Origin of the sequence: Mesotoga sp. HF07.pep.5.2.highcov, from assembly GCF_003666285.1 — a bacterium.
Classification (GTDB): domain Bacteria; phylum Thermotogota; class Thermotogae; order Petrotogales; family Kosmotogaceae; genus Mesotoga; species Mesotoga prima.
In genome coordinates this window covers 1-5,028 of record NZ_JFHJ01000211.1, presented here as the reverse complement: position 1 = coordinate 5,028, position 5,028 = coordinate 1, and the positions used below count along the sequence as shown (strand labels likewise).

General features: G+C 45.7%; 5 protein-coding genes. All 5 read right to left on the bottom strand.

The window, feature by feature from the left end:
• On the bottom strand, positions 1 to 1,259 hold a 1,259-nt coding region (locus BG32_RS04435; RefSeq protein ID WP_121526466.1), incomplete at its 3' end, for a dipeptidase.
• Positions 1,260 to 1,318: 59 nt separating this feature from the next.
• A complete protein-coding gene (locus BG32_RS04430; RefSeq protein ID WP_014730325.1) occupies positions 1,319 to 2,512 on the bottom strand; it encodes a succinylglutamate desuccinylase/aspartoacylase family protein in 1,194 nt (397 codons plus the stop codon).
• 8 nt (positions 2,513 to 2,520) lie between these two features.
• Complete coding sequence (locus tag BG32_RS15510; protein ID WP_006492111.1) at positions 2,521 to 2,697, bottom strand: hypothetical protein; 177 nt, start codon at positions 2,695 to 2,697, stop codon at positions 2,521 to 2,523.
• A gap of 13 nt (positions 2,698 to 2,710) precedes the next feature.
• The gene (locus BG32_RS04425) at positions 2,711 to 4,012 is read right to left on the bottom strand and encodes a citrate transporter (RefSeq protein ID WP_006492109.1); all 1,302 of its coding nucleotides are present in this window, start codon (positions 4,010 to 4,012) and stop codon (positions 2,711 to 2,713) included.
• A 41-nt stretch (positions 4,013 to 4,053) separates the two neighbouring features.
• Complete coding sequence (locus tag BG32_RS04420) at positions 4,054 to 4,656, bottom strand: DUF6305 family protein (protein ID WP_006492107.1); 603 nt, start codon at positions 4,654 to 4,656, stop codon at positions 4,054 to 4,056.
• Positions 4,657 to 5,028 lie beyond the last annotated feature (372 nt).

The window sequence follows — 5,028 nt, the reverse complement described above, 5'->3', positions numbered from 1 at the left end:
GTCATTTCCTGAACATATGTACTTGTCCACCATCCAGAATCTCTTCTGAAGTCTTCATATCTCGAGCCAACCTGATAGAACTCTGGCAGCTCAGACATTGCCGGCCAAAGAGGAGTATGGTACTGTGTGCCGCCTCCACCATATCCAAACCATACTACTGATCCAATTACAGGCGGCAACCAGTTCTTGATCTGACTGATCTGAACATAACAACTCAAGTAGATACCTATGGGTCTCTGCCTTCCTCCGACTCTGTAGCTTGCAAATGGATCGCCAAAAGGCCCGGCACCAATTCCTTTAGTCAGGTCGAATTCCGTTCTTTCGTACCAATCTCCAGAAATTGTGAAAATGTCCCAAACGGAAAGTTTCTTATCGGGTTTTATCCAGAGAGGGTAGTGGACATCTAGGTACTCGTACCCCATGGATGGAGCCATCAAGCTGAATGCTCTCCATTCGCGAATGTTTCCGCTGCTCCTCGGGGCATACACATCTGCCGGTCTGAAGGGTTCTCCGGAATTTGGATCGTACCATCCCTGTTCAACCGCATAAGAAATAAGATTCGGGGAGTACATCACATTTTCAGTGTCTTCAAAATCGACATCTCGAATTCTCATCGTGTTTGCACCGACGAAAACACAGTCGTCCGGCATCCTCACTGCAACCCAGAGATCACGTCCGTAGAATTCGGCTATCCAGACCTCATCTCCATCAGTTACGTTCATTATCTCGCCTGAACCGTACCAACCGTACTGCTCGACAAGATCCCCCATGATTCTGACCGCTTCTCTTGCCGTGGAGGCCCTCTCGAGAGCGATATCCTGAGCCGTCCAGCAGTCGATCCAACCTCTGGCCTCTCTCAGTTCCCTTCTAACTCCGGCAGTGGACTCACCCATTGCAACTCCCATTTCTTTGATAAACGAGTATCTGGAGTGGAAATACTGGTAGGTGTGCTCCACCTGAGGAATCTGTCCCACAACTACTCCCTTGTCACCAACATCAACGAAGGGAAAGTCACCGTAATCAATGTAGTTGTGAGAATCGATCACGATATCTCTCATCGAACCTTCCGGCCAGTCTATAGCCGGGATTATCCACAGCCTGAAGTCGGCCGAACTGGAATCGTCGTTGTGGGTAACAATTGTCGAACCATCCACCGATGCATCCTTGCCAACGGCAAGTATGGTACAGGTAAGCGCGGTACTACTCAAGAAGACCAGCAAAATCACAAGTACCAGGAACGCTTTCAGCTTCAATTTCACGTTTTGCCCCCTAGAAAAAGGATTGTGGTGCCTTCCTGTATCAGTTGATCTTCAGACTTTCAGTTCTGGAAGACTCTGGATGGGTCGGCTTTGCTTGGATCATGTAGATAGTACCCCGACCCATTACTCATAACATCGACGTAGTTCGGAAAAGTCACGCTAATTGCCTTGTCAGGGAAGAACTGATTCATCCAGTTCAAGGCCTCTAGCGTTCCTGATAGGTGCCTACCGACTCTGTAATCCATCGGTGTACCAATAATCATGTTTCCAAGAGCATCCGGAAAACCTTCGTATATGTCGTAATCGCAGTAAACTAGACCCTTTTCTGCAGCTGTCTGAAGGAATTCATCTTTACCCTCTAGCATAAGTTCCTCTGACATGCGCCCAACGACTCTGTCGATAAAGGCTTCGGGCGTCTCCATCAATATTGCCAACGTATTGCTGAAGTCGCCCACTTCTCTATGTGTCAGACCTCTCAAGTTTTTTGGCGAGGCCTCGCACTTCATCGGGAACTGAGTGGCGCTTAGCATCATTGCGGCCATCATGGCAATATCCATTGACCTGTCGTGTGCCACGTAAGTACTTACCACCGGGTACATCAGTGATGCCTCGTGAAAATCGAAGAAAATGTCAATGTCCTCATTCCGAATCAACTCCATAATCGCATAGGATATTCTCTCCGTAAGCGTTCCATCCGGTCTTCCAGGAAAAGTCCTGTTCAAATTCCTGATGTCCTGGTAAGCCAAATTCTGGGTTGATGGGTAGTGAACGTAGGTGAAAGGGTCTGGCCACTGATCTAGTGGATTAGTTCCTCGGTCACCGACTCTATACTTCTTCTGACCCCATGGAGTCTCTATATGGTAGTACTTTATGTATGCGTTGCCAAGCATTCCCAATGTAGAGGCACTCATATTTGCATGAGGAATTATATAGACTTTCCCCGATGTCACGTCGATGTTTTCCATCATAACGTAGGTCGCGAGTGTCGTCGCCGGCTCATATGGATGGGTTCCACCGAGAACAAGCATCGAGCCTCCCGGTACTCCGGAGTCATAGATATAAATAGGTGTATCTCCCCAAGTATTCTTGAGACTTGGAAGATACTGGCTAAGCATAATCTTTTCAGAGAAGTCTTCTGAAACGACGACCGTTTCTTTGTAATGCCGGAGTTCCCAGAACTCTATTCCAGCTAAAAGGCCGAGTACGCCCGAAAGAACCAGGAATAGGATTTTTAGATACAGTGGATTCTTCATCTCACACCTCACTTAATCCCGATTACTCTTAGTATGAAGACCATGATAACGTAGGAATAGACTATGTCATAGACAAGGCCTTTTCGCCTTTCTCTTTTGAAAAGATTCTTTAGCAGAAGGATTGCAAAGAACCCAGTCATTACGAAGTAAAAATAGTGAATAATCGTATCCATTAAGACCAACATGTCCTCACCTCCATCAATAGACTACAAGGAAATCTAACTGGTTGGGGAAAATAAGCATCAGCAGCCCGATAGCACCCATGAAAAGCCACGGTATAGCTATCGCTTTGAGGAAAGACATGTAGCTGCCTTCATATCCTACCGTCTCAACAGTAAGCCTTCCCACTATTCTCGATGGAGGCAGACAGTCGCCCAATGGGAAAAGGAGACTGAGGGCAGCAGCAGTAACTGTGACATTCAGTCCAACCGAATTGAATAGGAAGATTATTGGCGTACCGAGGATAATTGCACTTCCGTAGCTGAGCGCTCCTTGGGCGAAAGGTGCAAAAAGCAGCGCGGTAATGTAGATGAAAACCATCGGTAGAGTAATGAAAGTGATAGCAAGCAAGCCTCTGACACCAGTTGCCGTCATGATATTTACAAGGGCACCTACGCTTATAACCGTTGCTAGTAGCGGAAACACCTGATCCATAGTCTTTACCATCACATCGAACCATTTGCGAACATCCCACCTCTTCCTGTCCATCATGGCAGAGGCAAAAGCACATATCACAAATGTAAGCGGAAGGCCAAGAACGGGAATAGAAAATGCCGCGAATTTAGATAGTAGAATCAACACAAGCAGAACAGCAAAAGGAGTTATGATCTTGAACCAATTCATCCCTTCAGGTGGAAGTGGAAGTTCGGAAAGGATGTGTTCTTTGCTCTTTCTCTCCGGCGTCTTGCTAGTGCCAGTATAGACTATTGTAAACAAGGCAATAATTACTATTGGTACAAGCAGTACCACATTGAAACCAACATATGGCATGTTAGCCTGAGCTGCCATCAACATTGCCCATAGGTTTATAGGAGGTGAAACGGCAGCAAGCATTGCAAACAAGTATATGAAGGCCGCCACACGCCTCTTCGAAAACCCCATGTAGCTCATGACTGAAGCTACTAGGCCTCCTACGACAAATATCGATACGCTCCCCGCTCCAGTCAAAGCACCAGGAATGATCATCAATATTCCCAGTAGCACTAACATTAGCCACTTTCTGTCGTAAAACTGCTTCACAATCCATCGAACCAGGGCATTCATAGCCCCTGTCTCAGAGTAAATATTGATAAAAATCGATGCGGTTAGAAAAATCATTCCAACATCAAAATATGTAAACATACCCTCCACTAGAAGCCTCGAGGGAAATCCAAACCCACCCACTAACGCACCAACAATGGCGGTAATTACCATGGATATCTCCGGCGATTTCAACTTCCAGCTTGCAAGAGCAAAAGTAGCAACCATAATTATTGCGATAATCGTTGTCTGAAGATACATTTTTACTCCTCCAAAGAAGCGGCGATCTGGCTAGAACGCCATCATTCGGCCGGGAACATCAATTTAATTACCTGCATGAAATCAATCGTGTTGTCGATGAGAGTGAGGGGGATATCTTTCTCTTCAGCTATCCTAGTGAATTTACCATCTAAGTTTCCCTCTTTCATCACAATTAGGTAGTCTGCATATGGTGCAATCGCATCAATTGACCGTTCGTCTGCACTTCCGGGATTTCCCCTTCTTGCCTTTCCTTCAATGTGAGCGGCAATAATAAACATGTTGAGTCTCTTGGCTTCTTCTATCATCTTGTTGAGTCTCACTATCTCTTCATCAATAGTTATACCCGATGCGCCAAGGCCCTTTGCAGAAGAACCGATGATTACGAAAAGCATCTTGTATTCTCTCGCAGTAAGATCGTTCGGATTTTCTTTAAGTGGTTCTGCATTGTAATCGAAATCCGTGTCTTCAATTGCTCCGCTCTGCCATATTAGAAGCCTTGCCATTTTACCGCCGGGACCCTGCCCCGCGTTGGTGAGAAGAAACGGTAGTTGACCCTCAACTACTGGGTCTCCAGATACAACCGCAAATAGACCAGTTGTGAATAGAACCATGCTTAGTAAGACCACAATCAATACCTTTCTCATGATTTTGCCTCCCGAATTATGAAAGTGAAGATCAAATACAATGAAAAGAAAATCACCTTCCAAAAGTGCCTTACGGTGAATATACATTCTAGGAGAATATACCACACTAACATCTCTTTAACGCTGCTTTCTGTAGCCGAATAGGAACCAAAGATAGGCAATTAATCTCGAAAATCGCTGCGAGACTCAGACTTTCGTGCGAAATCTACTTCGCAATACGAACAAACTAAAAGCGACAATGAACCGTAATCTTAGGAACTGTACTGCATTTCCTTCTGAGCGAACCGGGACCTTTTTAAGAAGACGCACCTACAGATTTGCTCTACTCTCTGCAGTACAGCCAGTGAATCGGTTGTTACTATTTCCTTCAAG